At 40.4% G+C, this 17,130-nt stretch carries 16 protein-coding genes; 13 read left to right on the top strand and 3 right to left on the bottom strand.

Annotated elements, in window-relative coordinates:
• Nucleotides 1-121: 121 nt before the first annotated feature.
• The 3 genes from vapC to I8748_RS22960 form a co-directional block, all read right to left on the bottom strand.
• Nucleotides 122-526 carry a type II toxin-antitoxin system VapC family toxin gene (gene vapC / locus I8748_RS22970; protein WP_198126852.1) on the bottom strand — a complete coding sequence of 135 codons (405 nt, stop codon included), beginning with the start codon at nucleotides 524-526 and terminating at the stop codon, nucleotides 122-124.
• Nucleotides 523-867, bottom strand: a complete 345-nt coding sequence (locus I8748_RS36105; RefSeq protein WP_318781254.1) for a type II toxin-antitoxin system VapB family antitoxin — start codon at nucleotides 865-867, stop codon at nucleotides 523-525. The genes vapC and I8748_RS36105 overlap by 4 nt, the downstream gene beginning before the upstream one ends.
• Before the next feature lie 188 nt (nucleotides 868-1,055).
• The gene (locus I8748_RS22960; protein WP_198126851.1) at nucleotides 1,056-2,462 is read right to left on the bottom strand and encodes a response regulator; all 1,407 of its coding nucleotides are present in this window, start codon (nucleotides 2,460-2,462) and stop codon (nucleotides 1,056-1,058) included.
• Between the two features lie 370 nt (nucleotides 2,463-2,832).
• On the opposite strand from I8748_RS22960, the gene I8748_RS35815 reads away from it, so the two are divergent.
• From I8748_RS35815 to I8748_RS22900, 13 genes are all read left to right on the top strand, one after another.
• A complete protein-coding gene (locus I8748_RS35815; RefSeq protein ID WP_263976420.1) occupies nucleotides 2,833-2,964 on the top strand; it encodes a hypothetical protein in 132 nt (43 codons plus the stop codon).
• A gap of 409 nt (nucleotides 2,965-3,373) precedes the next feature.
• Nucleotides 3,374-4,048, top strand: a complete 675-nt coding sequence (locus I8748_RS22955) for a vWA domain-containing protein (RefSeq protein WP_198126954.1) — start codon at nucleotides 3,374-3,376, stop codon at nucleotides 4,046-4,048.
• Between the two features lie 48 nt (nucleotides 4,049-4,096).
• Nucleotides 4,097-4,879 (top strand): PP2C family serine/threonine-protein phosphatase, encoded by a 783-nt coding sequence (locus I8748_RS22950; protein WP_198126850.1) that lies wholly within the window; start codon nucleotides 4,097-4,099, stop codon nucleotides 4,877-4,879.
• Nucleotides 4,880-4,935: 56 nt separating this feature from the next.
• The gene (locus tag I8748_RS22945; RefSeq protein WP_198126849.1) at nucleotides 4,936-7,128 is read left to right on the top strand and encodes a tetratricopeptide repeat protein; all 2,193 of its coding nucleotides are present in this window, start codon (nucleotides 4,936-4,938) and stop codon (nucleotides 7,126-7,128) included.
• A 459-nt stretch (nucleotides 7,129-7,587) separates the two neighbouring features.
• A complete protein-coding gene (rfbF, locus tag I8748_RS22940) occupies nucleotides 7,588-8,373 on the top strand; it encodes a glucose-1-phosphate cytidylyltransferase (protein ID WP_198126848.1) in 786 nt (261 codons plus the stop codon).
• Between the two features lie 166 nt (nucleotides 8,374-8,539).
• Nucleotides 8,540-9,754, top strand: a complete 1,215-nt coding sequence (gene lhgO / locus I8748_RS22935) for an L-2-hydroxyglutarate oxidase (RefSeq protein WP_198126847.1) — start codon at nucleotides 8,540-8,542, stop codon at nucleotides 9,752-9,754.
• A 136-nt stretch (nucleotides 9,755-9,890) separates the two neighbouring features.
• Nucleotides 9,891-10,595, top strand: coding sequence for an acyltransferase (locus I8748_RS22930; RefSeq protein ID WP_404800349.1), 705 nt, complete (start codon nucleotides 9,891-9,893; stop codon nucleotides 10,593-10,595).
• 181 nt (nucleotides 10,596-10,776) lie between these two features.
• Nucleotides 10,777-11,805, top strand: coding sequence for an NAD-dependent epimerase/dehydratase family protein (locus I8748_RS22925; RefSeq protein ID WP_198126846.1), 1,029 nt, complete (start codon nucleotides 10,777-10,779; stop codon nucleotides 11,803-11,805).
• Between the two features lie 144 nt (nucleotides 11,806-11,949).
• The gene (locus tag I8748_RS22920) at nucleotides 11,950-12,981 is read left to right on the top strand and encodes a glycosyltransferase family 2 protein (RefSeq protein WP_198126952.1); all 1,032 of its coding nucleotides are present in this window, start codon (nucleotides 11,950-11,952) and stop codon (nucleotides 12,979-12,981) included.
• Nucleotides 12,982-13,004: 23 nt separating this feature from the next.
• The gene (locus tag I8748_RS22915; protein ID WP_198126845.1) at nucleotides 13,005-13,856 is read left to right on the top strand and encodes a phytanoyl-CoA dioxygenase family protein; all 852 of its coding nucleotides are present in this window, start codon (nucleotides 13,005-13,007) and stop codon (nucleotides 13,854-13,856) included.
• Nucleotides 13,857-13,876: 20 nt separating this feature from the next.
• The gene (locus I8748_RS22910; protein ID WP_198126844.1) at nucleotides 13,877-14,707 is read left to right on the top strand and encodes a phytanoyl-CoA dioxygenase family protein; all 831 of its coding nucleotides are present in this window, start codon (nucleotides 13,877-13,879) and stop codon (nucleotides 14,705-14,707) included.
• A 72-nt stretch (nucleotides 14,708-14,779) separates the two neighbouring features.
• Nucleotides 14,780-15,349 (top strand): dTDP-4-dehydrorhamnose 3,5-epimerase, encoded by a 570-nt coding sequence (rfbC, locus tag I8748_RS22905; protein WP_198126843.1) that lies wholly within the window; start codon nucleotides 14,780-14,782, stop codon nucleotides 15,347-15,349.
• Between the two features lie 170 nt (nucleotides 15,350-15,519).
• On the top strand, nucleotides 15,520-16,833 hold the full coding sequence (locus I8748_RS22900; RefSeq protein WP_198126842.1) for an NAD(P)H-dependent oxidoreductase: 1,314 nt from the start codon (nucleotides 15,520-15,522) through the stop codon (nucleotides 16,831-16,833).
• Nucleotides 16,834-17,130: the final 297 nt, after the last annotated feature.

Below are 17,130 nucleotides of genomic sequence, written 5' to 3'. Positions count from 1 at the left end.
AACCTCTCAAACTCTCATTTCTCTATGTACTCTGCGTCTCTGTGGTTCGTTTTTCCGTGACCCGTGCGTAAGTCCTAACTCATAACTCCTAACTCCTAACTCCTAACTCAGCACTCAGCACCTAGCATTGCACCAAAGTTATCGGTATACACTGACTGAAGTTTTCAAAATCTTTATCTGTGGTCAGGATTCTGTAATTTCTCCGAACGGCTGCGGCACAAATCAGGAAATCTGTGTTTGTACCCATAACATCGTGATGTCGGCAAGTGTTATAAAACTCAGAACCAAGTTCGTAATCTTCGATATCTAGCTCCAGATTAGGAAATCCGTGCAGATAATTTCGCAATAAATTATAATGCTCAGTATGGCGAATTCCTGAAAGTATTTCTTGCCGGACAGCACCCAGCAAGGCAACTCGATTATCTGTGATTAAATCTCGCAGCAATGCAATATGGGGTGAATCCTCAACTTGGGAATTGTGTCTGAAAGCTAAAGACCAGACTGACGTGTCAACGATGACTTTCACTGTTGTTGGCGCTGTTGCTTATAGTCATAATCATCATCGTATTCAATTTTGCCGAATAGCTCTATAACTTTTAGCTGCTTACGACGCTGCACATATTCTCGTAATGCCTCTTCAATAACGGCACGCTTTGTGCTACATCCGCCAAGTTCAAGGGCTTCTTGAATTAATTTTTCGACAACTTTGAGATTAGTATCCATGACTATATTATCCCATACACCTTGTATGGGAGTGATGGAACTTAACAAGCTACTGTGTTTTTTAGCGATCGCTTCCATGAGCCGCTTTGTACCATCCCATGAATACGCACTTTTTCCACAGAATGCTACATATAGCTTTCTCAAGCGCAGAACTTTTCAGCCTAGTCAAATTCAAAAAAGAATTGCAAAATAGCAGAAATTTTATTTTAAAGCTGCTTTTTTAACCAAAGCTAAAGCTCGTAGTCGCAACATCAGCATCATGCCACCTGTAAAGAATATACCAAGTATTCTTTTCCTCTTCCCCTTCCCCTTCCCCTTCTTCATTTACTTTTTTAGGTCAAATGCATAAATACCATTTTTAATAACTCTGCCTGTGTAAAAGGTTTAGTTAGATACCCAGATGCCCCGGCTAATCTTGCTTTTACCTTATCTACAATACCCTTATAACCTGTGACAAAAATAATCGGAGTATTTCTAAACATTGAATTATTACGTATAAGCCGACATAATTCATAGCCATCAATTCCTGCCATATTTAGGTCTAGTAAAATTAAGTCTGGTTTGTGTCTAATAATGGACATTACGGCTTTTAATGGATCATCGATAGCGACTACAGTAAAATTTTCAGTTTCTAAAAAACGACTAATTTCTTTAAGAATTGTGGGACTATCATCGACAGAAACAATTTTATAAACCTTTTTCGGACTGATAGTAGCATTCGTTACTATTTGAGGAGGAACATGTATGTTATTAGGTATTGTTAATTCCTGAATATGTTCTCTTGAAAGTGCAGAAATCTTTGGTAATTCATGCACACGAGATATATTTTCTCCAGGAATATCCGCATCAGTTTGGGCGATATCGCTACTGACTTCGACTACTAGTGTGTCACCTAATTCTCTGTTTAGTAATGCTGTTGTAAGTCTAGGAGAAGATGACATTGCTGTTAAAGTCTTTGGTAACAGATCAAAAGGTGGGTCTGGTTCATGCAAGATAATCCCTCCTTTGAGGATGTAAGGGTGTAAAATTTTAGCCAGTTGAATTTCATCTTGATTGATAATCACAGCAAGATGACGTAGGCTAAAACCTTTCATCCAATTAGTTAGATTTGGCTGGATGTCTGGAAAATTTTTGTTGGGAACTTCGTTAGAAAACAACAGGTATGGACGCTGATAGGGAGATGAAATTTGCGGTGATAAAGACTGCCAACGCTCTATTTGTAACTGACAGCAGTTTATAACTTTTTCTACATCTAGCCTACAAATTTTTGCAACTTTCTGCTGTGAATCACTTAATTGATAAATACCTGTTTTGATTAATAGAAATGCTTCCATCACTTCTTTAACCAATTCTTGAATTAAAACTGTAGCTTGTGTAGCATCCAAATGTCCTTGACTAATAAGCCAGCTAATTGCCTGATACTCTGGAGGTTGACTTCTAAGCTCGCTATACTCTTCTATGAATTGACTTGGTGAGTCAGTTTCAAACATCAAGCGCAATTGCACACGAGTTTCACTAGTTACTCGCTTAATTCGATGGCTAAGGCGACGCAGATGGCGTTCAAGTCTATCAAAAGGTTCTACTGTATGGGTCGCATAAGTAATTGTTCCCTCTTCTAGGTAAATAGACCAGGTAACTTGATTACTCAAAGCTTGCAAGCAGGTCGTTTCAGAACAATTAGATAACTGTCTTAATAAATTTTGGGGACGCAGTACCGTGAATGTACCAAAATTATTCATGTTTTACAGTCGTTTTGAAAATCTTTACAAAGGATAGCTATGACCATGCGGTATTTTATTATTTGTAATTTTTCTCTAACTACAAAATACTTTCTTATTAAAGAATATGTACATTTATTAAAAGGTATGAAAATTACAGCCCAAGTAGCCATTATCAACTGCGCTCGGTCGCTAGACAACTATGCATTTGGTGTAAAACCCCAAGACCCTTTGAGTGACGCTCGTTGCTAACGCTAACAGCAGTCCCTAGACGCTACGAGCGTTGAAGATCGCTGCGCTAACGACGGAAACCGCTATTGTTGGGGCTTCGACGAACGGGTGACCCTCGCGCTTCTCGCGCAACGCTTGCGCTAACGGAAGTGAAGCTCCTGTGTCGAAGATCGCTAGTAACCGCGCCTGTCTGCGACACCCTTACCGCAGCAGCGTCTACAGCACTCAGCAATTAGCAGTTATAAAGTCAGTTAGTTACATTTTGCACGACCTGAAGACAGGTTTTTTATAGCTTAGTTTAGCCTTGAGTTCTTAACGTGGGCGGTTAAAGTTTTTATGTCGATGAGGTCAACTTGGATTAATTTGTTTTATATAAAAAATAAATTTTCTACATGGAATCTTTAAAATTTTGCGTAGGTGAATCTGCGTATTATTTATTATATTCTGTGTTTCATGTATATACAGGTTAGTAGATTTACTCACCTAAATAATGCTAACAGTTGAGAAATTCTCTTTCGACTAGACCATGCCCAAGACTTTCTTAAAAATTGTAAAAAATTTGCGAAGGATAATTTGTTTAATAAAGATTCAATTAGCTCAAACTAAACATCTACCTTTAGTTTATTAAGCTCCGGAAATTAAACTATATACTTTGAAAAAAGGGAAATAAAGCTTTGGACTACAACATAACACAAAAAGTTATGCACGATACCTTAAGACTTGATGAAGTAGTGGAGTTTGCTGAGAATCCAGAACCCCGTTGTCCTTGTGTCTTACTACTAGACACATCTGGCTCTATGCAAGGAGAGCCGATAGAAGCTTTAAATCAAGGTTTGCTGACTTTGAAGGATGAATTAATCAAGAATTCCTTGGCAGCCAGACGGGTGGAGGTGGCGATCGTCACGTTTGATAGTCATGTCAATGTCGTGCAAGATTTCGTGACTGCGGATCAATTCAATCCGCCAATCCTGACAGCCCAGGGTTTAACGACTATGGGTATGGGAATTCATAAAGCCTTGGATATGGTTCAAGAGCGCAAATCCCTGTATCGTGCCAATGGTATTGCTTACTATCGTCCTTGGGTATTCATGATCACTGATGGGGAACCGCAAGGAGAACTAGAGCAAGTGATAGAGCAAGCAACACAGCGTTTGCAAGGAGATGAGGCGAATAAGCGCGTGGCTTTTTTCTCAGTGGGTGTAGAAAATGCTAACATGACACGTCTCAATCAAATAGCTGTGCGTACGCCTCTAAAACTCAAAGGACTGAACTTTGTTGAGATGTTTGTTTGGTTATCGGCTAGTATGTCAGCGGTTTCGCATTCGCAAGTAGACGAACAGGTAGCATTACCACCTATTGGCTGGGGATCTATTTAAATGCGATCGCGGCCTCAAACTCACACAGCTAGCTGTCAGAAAAAATCTATGAAAACCTCAAAACAGATTTCTCATTGGCAAGTAGTTGCCGCATCTGTGTGTGGCACCAGCCACATTAGAAACAAGCAGCTGTGTCAGGATGCCCACCACTGGCAGGTATTACCAGGGAATGTGTTAGTGGCCGCAGCGGCTGATGGCGCCGGTTCTGCCAGTCAGGGGAAAGTGGGAGCAATGGTGGCTGTGGAAGCAGCGATCGAAAATTTATCAATGCAACAAATCACCAAACACTCCCTGACTGATGATGCAATTGTGCGATCGCTATTACTTGAGGCCTTGTTAGCTGCCAAAACAGCGGTTGAACAGGAAGCAGCAGCTTGCAAAAAACAGCCTCAAGACTTAGCAACAACTTTAATTGTTGTGATTGCTACACCAGAAATAGTAGCAGCGGCCCAGATTGGTGATGGTTTGGCAGTAGCAAAGGATCGTATGGGCAACTTACTTGCACTGACCATGCCCAATAATGGCGAATATATCAATGAAACAACTTTTTTGACTTCAGCAGATGCTATAGATCTAGCCCAGATGAGATTGTGGCGTGAAGCAATAGTCAATATTGCTGTTCTGACTGATGGACTGCAAATGCTGGCTTTAAATATGGTTGCTCGTGAACCTCACAAACCGTTCTTTTTTCCCTTATTTGATTTTGTCGAGAGTGCAGACGACAAGACAGTGGCAAAAGATCAGTTGGTGAAGTTCCTAGGTTCTGAGCGAATTACTCAGCGTACTGATGATGACTTAACCCTAATTATTGCAGCTTTCAACAACATATGAACCAGGATTATCCAATTCCAGTGTTTTAAATAACCTCCGTTAACTGTGATTCTATCATGCAGGTACTACGTTGTCTTCCCAAACAAGAAATTATCAACCTTAGCGTCAGTTTAGGGCGTGGCGGTGAAGCATGTATCTATGCTGTGCCCTCCGATAGTGATTTAGTAGCCAAGATTTATCACAAGCCTACAGTCGCCCACGCCTATAAACTGCATACGATGCTGGCTAACCCGCCGGAAAACCCGACGGCTAGCTTAGGACATATTTCCATCGCTTGGCCACAGGATCTATTACTAGCAGCAGATGTCGGCAATGGCTACGGCGATCGCATCATCGGCTTTTTAATGCCGCGGATTCGGGGGATGCGTCCGATCATCGACTTTTACAACCCCAGAACCCGCCGCGAACACTGTCCTTTATTTAATTATCAGTACCTACTTCGTACTGCCCGCAATTTAGCCGCAGCTTTTGCAGCTTTGCACAATAGTGGATATTGTGTCGGGGATGTGAACGAATCGAACATCCTCGTCAGTGACACAGCATTAGTCACATTGGTAGACACCGACTCTTTCCAAGTACGCGATGTAGAAAACAACGTTGTTTACCGCTGTCCAGTGGGTAAACCAGAATTTACCCCACCGGAACTACAGAATAAAATCTTTGCTCAACACGACCGCCAAATCACTCATGATTTGTTTGGCTTGGCCGTATTGATATTTCAACTGTTGATGGAAGGTACCCATCCCTTCTCTGGCATATTTCAAGGTAGTGCTGAACCACCACCATACGAAGCGCGAATAGCAGCCGGACATTTCACCTACAGTCAAAAGCAGCAAGTACCCTACTTGCCTACACCGATTGCACCGGCTTGGGAAATTCTGCATCCCAGATTACAAGAGTTGTTTGTGCGTTGTTTTGAGGATGGTCACAACGACCCAGAACTACGTCCTAGCGCCCAAAGTTGGTTGTCAGCAATAGCAGAAGCCGAAGATAGCCTAATTACCTGCACCATTAATCCCCAGCATCGTTACAACAACCACCTGCATACCTGTCCTTGGTGTCAACGTGCTTTAAGATTAGGCGGACGCGATCCGTTCCCATCACATCAGGCTATAGAAAATAGAGAACATCTCAAACCACGAATCAAACCAAAAAGGCGCTATAACCAGCCTCCAGGCTTACCACAACCAGCCACACCATTGCAGCGATTTAACTATTGGCAGCAGGCAACTAGCCCTACCTATGCGCCACAAAAACGTTTTCGCAAGGCTAAGGTTTATCCTGTTGTTCTTGGTTTGCTGGGTTTTGGAATTTTGGGGTATTTGGACGTGATGATTAAATTTACTCGTCCATATGTTTCCCAAAATACATACACTCAACAATCGTTGATGTCTCGTGCCCCAGTTAATAATGACACACCAACTTTTGCTGATTACTATAAGCAAGGTCATGCTGCTTATCAAACAAAAAACTATGAGCAAGCAGTGGCAGATTTTAGCGAAGCAATAAAACAGCAACCCACATATGTCAAAGCTTTTGTAAATCGAGGCAATGCCCGCTACAATCTCAAAGACTATGAAGGTGCGCTTGTAGACTATAGCGAAGCTTTGCAAATCAATCCTCATGAGGTCAAAGCTTTAGTTAATCGCGGCAATGCTCACTATATGCTTGCTGAATATAGCAACGACCCTGATACAGAATATAAGCAAGCGATCGCTGATTATAATCAAGCCCTGCAAGTCAATAAAAATGAAGCAGAAGCTTATATCAGAAGGGGCATTGTTTACTCAGAAATTGCCAAATATAGCGCCCAAACTTTAAAAGATTTCAAACAAGCAATTGCTGATTTTACAAGAGCGATCGCCCTCAATTCATCCAAAGCAGAAGCTTATTTTCAGCGTGCTTCTACCCGCTATCAAATGGCTCAATATAGTGGGGATTTTAATCAAGAATACCAAAGGGCACTTTCTGACTTTGACCAAGCATTACTACTCAATAATAAACTGGCGAAAGTTTATCTCAAACGAGGTATGCTTCGCTATGAACTAGCTCAATACCTTGGTAGTGGATCAAACCAAAGTCAGGCGAAAGCCATCGAAGATTTACATACAGCTGCCAAGCTTTCCTTAGAACAAGCGGATACAGAAAATTACCAGCAAGCACTTAGCAGTATCTGTATAATAGAGGAAAACAAATGTAATTTTTTACTTCAAAGATCTAGTATCTGGGAAAATGTCGGAAAAAACTAACACCAAACTAGTAAATTTTGTAACTACTTTATCAAGAGTAAAAATTTACTAGTAATACGGCAAATCATGATTAGACAGGGTTAGCGAAAGCTAACTCTATTTTTTTAGAAGTAATATTTTTATTGATTTAATTATTGAAATTTCCAGGTTTGAGATATTCATAAACTTTTTACACATAAAAGATTTTTATTTACTTGCTCTTCATAATATTGTGTTGAATCTTCGTTAGATTATGTACGGAGAAAAATACATTAAAAATAAAGTTTTCTCCCTAAGTTAAAGCCCATATTAATTGCATAATCAATTGTCAAGGTCGTTGACTGATGACGGATGATTGATGACCGATGATTAATGACAGTCATCAGTTATCAGTTATCAGTCATCAGTCAACACAAATAGATATGCAATTTTCATGTTGAACAGCTTAACAATCTCTCTACAAATCTCCGAGGTAATTGCATGAAAGCGGTGATTTTGGCTGGAGGTCTTGGTACACGCCTCAGTGAAGAAACTACTATCAGACCTAAGCCGATGGTTGAAATTGGTGGTAAGCCAATTTTATGGCACATAATGAAGACTTACTCCGCCCACGGCATTAATGACTTCATCATCTGTTGCGGCTACAAAGGTTACATCATTAAAGAGTATTTTGCTAATTACTTCCTACACATGTCAAATGTCACATTCGACATGCGGTTTAACCAGATGAATGTGCATTCAGGATATGCTGAACCCTGGCGCGTCACCCTAGTCGATACAGGCGATCGCACCATGACAGGCGGACGTTTAAAACGTGTTTGTGAGCATCTTGGCAATGACACTTTTTGCTTCACCTATGGTGATGGTGTAAGTGATATAAATATTACAGAGCTAATTAAGTTTCATCAAGAACAAAAAACCTTGGCGACTCTTACAGCAGTTCAACCAGCAGGACGCTTTGGCGCGATTTCCCTAGGACAAGAACAAACCAAAATCAGCAGCTTTCGCGAAAAACCCGAAGGTGATGGCGCTTGGATTAACGGCGGTTATTTTGTCCTAGAACCGGAAGTCATCAATTTGATTGCCGATGATTCCACGGTTTGGGAGAAAGAACCGTTAGAAAAGCTAGCTGATATGGAACAACTATCTGCTTTCAAGCATAATGGTTTTTGGCAACCGATGGATACTCTACGAGATAAAAACTATCTAGAAGAACTATGGAACAATAATCAGGCTCCTTGGCAAGTATGGGAAAAAAAGTTATGAGTTATGAGTTATGAGTTATGAGTTAGGAGTTATGAGTTATGAGTTATGAATCTCAATTGAATTTAATTTTAACTTCTAACTTCTAACTGCCAACTTCTAACTGCCAACTTCTCACTGCTAACTCTTAAATATTAAGTTTTTTGTCGTTTTGAGTACAAGAATACCAATGTACGATTTTGCTATTGTTGGTGGGGGAATAGTTGGACTGTCTACGGGGATGGCTTTAGGCAAAAAATATCCCAATGCACGAATTTTAGTACTAGAAAAAGAGAGTAACTGGGCATTTCATCAAACCGGCAATAATAGTGGAGTCATTCACTCTGGTATTTACTACAAGCCAGGGAGTTTCAAAGCTAAATTCTGTCGTGATGGTAGTCGCTCAATGGTCGAGTTCTGCCAAGAGCATGGCATCGATCATGAAGTTTGTGGTAAAGTCATTGTTGCAACTGAAGAACAACAATTACCGCGCCTAGAAAACCTCTACAAACGGGGTTTAGATAATGGCATAAAAGTCCAAAAAATCAGCCCTGAAGAAGTCAAAGAAATTGAACCCCATGTGAGTTGTGTCGGTGGGATTCGGGTATTTTCAACCGGAATTGTAAATTACAAACAAGTTTGTTTAAAATACGCCGAATTAATTCAACAACAGGGAGGAGATTTACGGCTGAATACAAAAGTCCTGAAAATATCCCCAAGTGGAAAAAATCAGGTACTGGAAACCAACAACGGCAGCTTTGAAACGCGCTTTGTGATTAACTGTGCTGGATTGCACAGCGATCGCATTGCTAAACTAGGCAAAGTAGAACCCAGCGCCAAAATCGTACCATTCCGGGGAGAATACTACGAACTTACAAAAGAAAAACGCTATTTGGTCAAAACTCTCATTTACCCAGTTCCCAACCCCGCTTTCCCTTTCTTGGGTGTCCACTTTACCCGGATGATAGATGGTAGCGTCCACGCTGGGCCAAATGCAGTTCTCAGCCTCAAACGCGAAGGTTACAAAAAAACCGACTTTAATTTGGGAGATTTTGCTGAAGTCATCACCTTCCCTGGTTTCTGGAAACTAGCAGCAAAACATGCTGATGAAGGCATTCAAGAAATTATTCGTTCCTTTAGTAAAGCAGCATTCACCAGAAGTTTGCAACAGCTAATTCCGGAAGTCCAAGCAGAAGATTTGGTGCCCACCCATGCAGGTGTCCGCGCTCAAGCTTTGATGAATGATGGTTCTTTGGTGGACGACTTTTTAATCGTTCCGGGTGAAAACTCTATCCATGTTTGCAATGCTCCTTCTCCAGCGGCTACTTCTTCTCTGGAAATTGGCAAAGCAATTGTGGCACAAATTCCTCAACAGTCCCATCTTGAGACAGCAGTAATTGCATAGGATAAGCTTAAGTGCGTCCAAATTGCCAATTACCTGGTTAAGACTGTCATTAGTTTTGTGTCCTTTGTCTTTTGTCCTTTGTAAATACAAATGACTAATGACTAATGACTAATGACAAACAACAAATAGAACATACATGATGAATAGCTTGGCAAGCAATGGGAGTCGAAACCCAGTTATCACTCCTGCCAAATTGGCACGCCTAAAAGAAGTTTTATTGACTACACTATTAGGAGATCTGCCGACAATTGCTTTAGGAGTTTACTTGCGAAAGCTATTGTATTCTCAGATTTTTGGTCAATTTGGCAAATTTATTTGCATCGAAATCGGTGTGAAATTTTATGGTACTTCTAATATCCAAATAGGAGATAGAGTCAAAATTTGCAGTGGTGTTAGGCTCAACAGCCTCGGTGCAGAAAACAATCGAATTACTCTTGGCTCTGGAGTCACTTTAGAACGTGGTGTTGATATTGGTACACTACAAAATTCTTTTATCGAAATTGGTGAAGCAACATACATCGGTTTGTATACCTGTATTACTGGTTACGGCAACATCAAAATTGGTAAAAACTGTCTAATTGCAGCTCATTCTGGCATATATGGCAATGGCCATATTTTTGCTGATCCTTCACAGACAATTGGCGACCAAGGAGTTACAAGAAAAGGAATCGTTATAGAGGACGACTGTTGGTTAGGTCATGGAGTCACAGTCATAGATGGTGTCACCATTGGCCGTGGCAGTGTCATCGGAGCTGGAGCAGTTGTTAATAGAGATATTCCTCCTTACTCAATAGCAGTTGGTGTACCTGCAAAGGTAATTGCTCAACGAAATCGCATTTAACTAATACCAATTGTTAAAGGGACTAGAGATTGGCGATTAGGGGCTGGGTATTGAGTAAAGAACCGAAAAATTATGGAATTTGCTCTGATATTTCCTAAATTTTGCACAATTTCCCAGTATCTAGTAAGCAGAGAGAGAAACAGTATTCTTCCCACCACTAAACACAGAGGATTTGACCACAATGAAAGTATTGGTAACTGGAACAGAAGGCTATTTAGGTTCATTATTACCTCCTCTGTTAATCGAACGAGGACATGAAGTTATTGGCGTAGATACAGGTTTCTATAAAGTTGGTTGGCTGTACAACGGTACTGAGGTGACAGCTAAAACTCTCAACAAAGATATTCGCCACATTGCTCCAGAAGATTTACAAGGTGTTGAAGCTGTAGTTCACATGGCCGAACTTTCCAACGACCCTACAGGACAATTAGCACCTAATATCACCTATGAAATTAATCATTTAGGTTCAGTTCGCCTAGCTAACCTATCTAAAACAATGGGTGTGCGTCGCTTCGTCTATATGTCTTCGTGTAGTGTCTATGGTGTTGCTACTGAAGGTGATGTGACAGAAGAATCTCCTATCAATCCTCAAACAGCCTATGCAGAATGTAAAACTCTTGTAGAACGAGATGTCACACCACTAGCAGATGATGATTTCTCTCCTACTTTTATGCGGAATGCTACTGCCTTTGGTGCTTCCCCCAGAATGCGGTTTGATATTGTATTAAACAACTTAGCAGGGTTGGCATGGACTAGTAAAGAAATCAAAATGACTAGTGATGGTACACCTTGGCGGCCATTAGTTCATGCATTAGATATTTGTAAGGCTATTATCTGCGCCTTAGAAGCACCACGCGACATTGTACATAATCAAATCTTTAATGTCGGAGATACAGCTAACAATTATCGCGTCAAAGAAATCGCGGAAATTATTGCTGATATTTTCCCAGGTTGTAAATTATCCTTTGGTGATAACGGTGCAGATAACCGCAGCTATCGGGTATCGTTTGAAAAAATTAACACTCTTTTACCCGGATTCAAATGTGATTGGAATGCTGAACGCGGTGCCAGACAGCTATTTAATTTATTCAGTCAAATTGATATGACTGAAGATACTTTCTTCTTTAGAGGATTTACACGGTTAAAACAACTAGAGTATCTAATTCGTACTGAGCAAATTGACCAAGGTTTCTTCTGGACTAAAAAGTAGATTGGTTATCTAATCAAGTTAAGACGCGGGTAACTTAAATATTCTTTTGAAACGACGGTCATTAGTCATTTGTTTGATTGGTATCACAAATGACTGATGATTGATGACTGATGACTGATGACAACCCAGCAGTTATTTTTAAAAATGAATAAACTACTAACCATTGCCATACCTACTTATAATCGTGCCGAGTTACTGGATAAACAGTTAGCATGGCTTGCTCAATCTATCAAAGGCTTTGAATCTGAATGTGAGATTTTAGTTTCTGATAATTGTTCTACTGATAATACTCAAGAAGTAATAAAAAAGTGGCAACAAAATCTTAGTAACTTCACTTTTAAAATCAATAAACATCCGGAAAATTTAGGCGTTATGAGAAATATTATGTACTGCCTAAATTCAGCAACAACAGAATATGTCTGGACAATAGGTGATGATGATCCAATTCAGGATAGAGCTATTCCTTATGTAATTAATAAAATCAAACAACATGAAGACTTATCATTAATATTCCTCAACTTTTCTGGAAAAAATAAAATTACTGGTGAAGCCGTACATCCACCGACAATAGTCGGTAACCGCTGGTTTGACGCGGATGCTGAAGATGCTTGTGATAATAATGGCAAAGCTATATTTGAACATTGTTTTTCAAAAAGTGTCGGTGCAGTTATTTTTCTCACTGCTACTATCTACCGTACTAATTTAGTAAAACGTGCTTTGCAAATTTGGGCAGATGCTGCCAGTAATTGGATATCCTTAGCATATTTAGCAGGTTATTGTGCTGCCAATGGTAGTGTAATTGTTACTAAAGAGATTTATTTAGAATGTATTATTGGTGTGAGTTATTGGCAGAAAGAGCCAAAGTCAGCACTATTAATGCAATACAAACACATACCTGAAGTTATTTTAAAACTTGAGGAATGTGGATATTCTAAGCATTTTTGTAGGCGGATGCTTCTACAGAATTCTAAAGAAGTTAGCTGGAAAGTTTTCTTAGGTGCTTTGAGAAGATGGCCAGTGTCTGCCATTAAGACAGTAGTTCCTTTTTTCGCTTTAGTAACCATTTCAGCTTTTGATATCGTGGCTTTTAAAGAGTTGAAAATCTCTGAAGTCAACGAACCAAATACCCAAGAATTGCGTTCTGATAATTATAGCGATCGCTCCCTAAATCAATAAAGCCAAAATCAGGTTTCAATTTTATGGTTAACAGCATTCAAGATAAAATATTATCCATCAAATATGAGTTAAATTATAGATTTAGCCTTTTACAACATGCAAGTAATTTACCTGCACTAGAAAGACGCGATCGCGTCATAGTTGACTCTCTTAAAACTGAAGGCATTTACATTACAAATCTTGCAGAATTGGGATTCAATTCCACTCCAAAATTGCTTGAGTCTGCTTACAGGTTATTACCAAGTATGGGGGAAAATAACTACAGCGAATCAGATGAAAATCCGCCTGAAATTTGCACAGTGACAGAATTACCAGAATTTTATAACTGGGGAAAAGAACAAAGGCTACTCAATGTTATTGAAAATTATATTGGTCTTCCTGTTGCCTATCATGGTGTACATTTACGCAAAGACTTTCCCAGTCAAGACCAGTTTGCCACACTGCTATGGCATAGAGATATTGAAGACCGTCGAGTTTTAAAAATTATCGTCTACCTACATGATATAGAAGAAAAACATGGCCCTTTTGAATATGTGCCGCTGCATTTAACCTCAATATATCAACTTAATCATTACCGAATTAAGTACAAGATTAAAAACTCAGGAGGAATCAACGATGAAACGCTAAATCAAATTGTACCCAAATCAGCTTGGAAACCATGTCCAGGGCCAGCAGGTACAGTGGTTATTGCTGATACGAGAAGACTTTTACATCATGGCACTCTTCGGACTCAAGAACGGTCAACACTATTTTTTGCTTACACTGCTAACCCTCCGAAACAACCACATCTTTGTACTCACTTCTGGGATGATACATATCCCAAACCAGATTTTTATAGAAAATCAAATGAACTTAAAGTAGGACAACCATTTTAACGAAATAAGTAAGTAATATTGTGATAAACATCATTGAAAATAAAATGTCGGGATTGAAATCTGAGTTAGGTTATAGATTGGCACTTTGGCAACATAGGAAAAATTTACCCTTGTTAGAAGCACGCGATCGCCTGATTCTTGATACTCTCAAAGAAGAGGGAGCTTATATTACCACACTCGCTCAATTAGGATTACCTTCTAACTCAGAATTACTCCAGGCTGCTAATAGACAATTGTCTACAATGTCACCAGCCAATAGCGACCAAAACCAAAAGCTACCGCAAATTTATACAGTTACAGATTTACCAGAATTTGCTGCATGGGGAAGTGAACAAAGACTGCTCAAGATTATTGAAAATTACATCGGTCTTCCCGTCACTTTTCAAGGTGTACATCTCCGCAAAGATTTACCTAATCAGAATCAATTTGGAACGCTGTTATGGCATAAAGATTCTGAAGACCGCAAAATGGTTAAAGTCATCATTTATTTGACCGATGTAGAAGAACAGCACGGGCCTTTTGAATACGTTCCGCTATCTTTAACCTCTTTCCCTGCTTTCAATTCTTATCGAATTGATTACAAGCTATGGCAGTCCGGATATTTGGGTATTAATGATGAACAACTAAAAGAAATCATCCCCAAATCAGCTTGGAAATCTTGTCCAGGGTCAGCAGGTACAGTTATTATCACAGACCCCAGAACTACTTTACATCACGGCACTTTGCGTTCACAAGAACGGTCAGCGCTATTTTTTGTTTACACCGCCAACCCTCCCAAGCGCCCAGAACTTTGTACGCAATATTGGGATGATACATATGCTAGACCAGATGTAGCTAAAATTCCTGTTTAGTGAGTTTTCTGGTGTAGATACTAAGCAACTACTAATTATTTTCTTGACTCAACATTCATATCGGCGACATTCATGATTTTTACCTCTACAGAACTCAAAGACGCATTCATCATTGATTTAGAAGAAAAACCAGACCACCGTGGTTTTTTTGCTCGTGCTTTCTGTGCTAAAGAATTTGAAGCACAAGGTTTAAAACCAATAGTTGCCCAATGTAACCTTTCTTTCAATTACAAAAAAGGTACACTGCGGGGAATGCACTATCAACTGCACCCAGCAGCAGAAACAAAATTAATTCGCTGCACTAAAGGTGCTATCTATGACGTAATTATTGATATGCGTCCTGAATCACCCACTTTTTTATCACACATCGGCGTAGAATTAACCGCAGAAAATCGTCGTGCTTTGTATGTACCAGAAATGTTTGCTCATGGCTATCAAGCACTCACAGATGAAACTGAAGTTGTGTATCAAGTAGGTGAATTTTATACACCAGGATATGAACGTGGTCTACGCTATAATGATCCATTTTTTAACATTGAATGGCCACTAGAAGTGACTGTAATTTCTGAAAAAGATTTAAATTGGCCGTTGTTAGAAACTATTCCTGTTGGCAGTCCCGACCCTATAGAAGTCACTGTATGAAAAAGCAGGGAAGCAAGGGAGCAGGGGTGCAGGGGAGATGAGGGAGAAAAAACTCCAGACTCTTAACTCCTAACTCAGCAACGCCACATGCGCGGCTGTCGGCAGAGCCACCCAACGCAGTGGCTTCTCAGCAATCAGCACTAAATAATAAATAGAGGAATTTAGGCATAATGATTATTATTGATAAAGCTTTACAAGCACGCGCCGCAGCAGGAAATCCTATCAAAGTGGGGATGATTGGTGCTGGTTTTATGGGTCGAGGTATTGCCAATCAAATTATCAATTCGGTTCCGGGAATGGAGTTAGTTGCTATCTTCAACCGTGACATTGATGCTGCTAAAAGAGCTTATGCAGAAGCGGGAATTGAGGATATACAAGTTGTGACAACTAAGAGCGAATTAGAAGATGCGATCGCTCGTGGTCAATATGCAGTCACCGAAGATGCTCAATTACTCTGCCACGCTCTTGAAATCGAAGCCATTATTGAAGTGACCGGCGCAGTAGAATTTGGCGCTCATATCGTCATGGAAGCGATCGCTCATCGTAAGCATGTAATTATGATGAATGCCGAACTCGACGGTACTATCGGCCCCATCCTCAAAGTCTACGCTGATAAAGCAGGAGTGATTCTCAGCACCTGCGATGGCGACCAGCCAGGCGTGGAAATGAATCTTTACCGATTTGTCAAAAGTATTGGTCTGACTCCGCTATTGTGCGGTAACATCAAAGGACTTCAAGACCCCTATCGTAATCCCACCACCCAAGAAGCATTTGCTAAGCGTTGGGGTCAAAAGGCTCACATGGTGACAAGCTTTGCCGATGGTACAAAAATATCATTTGAGCAAGCGATCGTTGCCAACGCCACAGGGATGAAAGTTGCCAAGCGGGGAATGTTAGGATACGACTTCACCGGTCATGTTGATGAAATGACCCACATGTATGATGTTGAACAACTCAAGCAGCTAGGTGGTATCGTTGATTATGTAGTTGGTGCCAAACCAGGCCCCGGTGTGTTTGTATTTGCGACTCACGAAGACCCCAAGCAACGCCACTACCTCAACTTATACAAGTTAGGTGAAGGCCCCCTCTATAGTTTCTATACTCCCTATCACCTCTGTCATTTTGAAGTCCCACTGTCTGTTGCTCGTGCTGTATTGTTTGGTGATGCTGTGATGACTCCCATAGCAGGCCCGTTAGTAGATGTAGTCACCACAGCTAAAATCGACCTGAAAGCAGGAGAAACCCTCGACGGTATCGGCTACTACATGACCTATGGACAGTGTGAAAATTCTGACATTGTGCAAGAGCAAAAACTTTTGCCAATGGGTTTAGCTGAAGGATGTCGCCTCAAACGAGATATTCCTCGCGATCAAGTCCTCACTTACGATGATGTAGAATTACCTTCTGGTAGACTTTGCGACCAACTCCGAGCCGAGCAAAATGCTTACTTTGCTCCACAAAAAGTTCTAGCAGTAGTTGGTTAACTGTCATTTGTCCTTTGTCATTTGTCCTTTGTAAACGTGAGTTAGACAGACCTCTCCCTCCCAGCCTCCCTCTCCGTAAGAAGAGGGAGGATTAACGAAATCATTAGGGTTTTACTCCCCTCTCTTTGTAGAAGAGGGGTTGGGGGAGAGGTCGAAACAGTATTCATCAAACTCACGTTTTGTAAATACAAATGACTAATGACAAATGACAAAGTTGTATTGCAAAAATAAAATAGGAGTCTTATATTATGACACTAAAAAAGTAGGGTGGGCATTACAATGCTCACCCTACAAGCA

The sequence above is a fragment of the Amazonocrinis nigriterrae CENA67 genome (assembly GCF_016056305.1).
GTDB lineage: Bacteria > Cyanobacteriota > Cyanobacteriia > Cyanobacteriales > Nostocaceae > Amazonocrinis > Amazonocrinis nigriterrae.
The sequence above is the reverse complement of the archived record's forward strand: the minus strand, read 5'-3'. Positions and strand labels throughout refer to the sequence as shown.